Source organism: Methylobacterium sp. A54F, assembly GCF_053346035.1.
This window is the reverse complement of record NZ_JBKFBF010000150.1, coordinates 1-300: the sequence shown is the minus strand read 5'-3', so window position 1 is coordinate 300 and position 300 is coordinate 1. Positions and strand designations below refer to the sequence as shown.

General features: G+C 70.3%; 1 protein-coding gene. It reads left to right on the top strand.

From position 1 onward, the window contains the following. A partial coding sequence (locus tag ACLBXP_RS25730; protein WP_447670642.1) for a 1-deoxy-D-xylulose-5-phosphate synthase N-terminal domain-containing protein occupies nt 1-300 on the top strand: 300 nt, incomplete at both ends.

Sequence of the window (300 nt, the reverse complement as noted above, 5' to 3'; positions counted from 1 at the left end):
ACATGGTCGCGGTGATCGGCGACGGCTCGATGTCGGCCGGCATGGCCTACGAGGCCATGAACAACGCCGGCGCCCTGCACTCGCGCCTGATCGTCATCCTCAACGACAACGACATGTCGATCGCCCCTCCCGTGGGCGCGATGTCGGCCTACCTCGCCCGGCTCGCCTCGGGCGGCGCCTACCGCTCGCTGCGCGAGACCGCCAAGCAGCTCGGCAAGCTGTTGCCCAAGGCGATCTACCAGCGCGCCGCCCAGGCCGAGGAGTACGCCCGCAACCTGATCACCGGGGGCGGGGGCACGA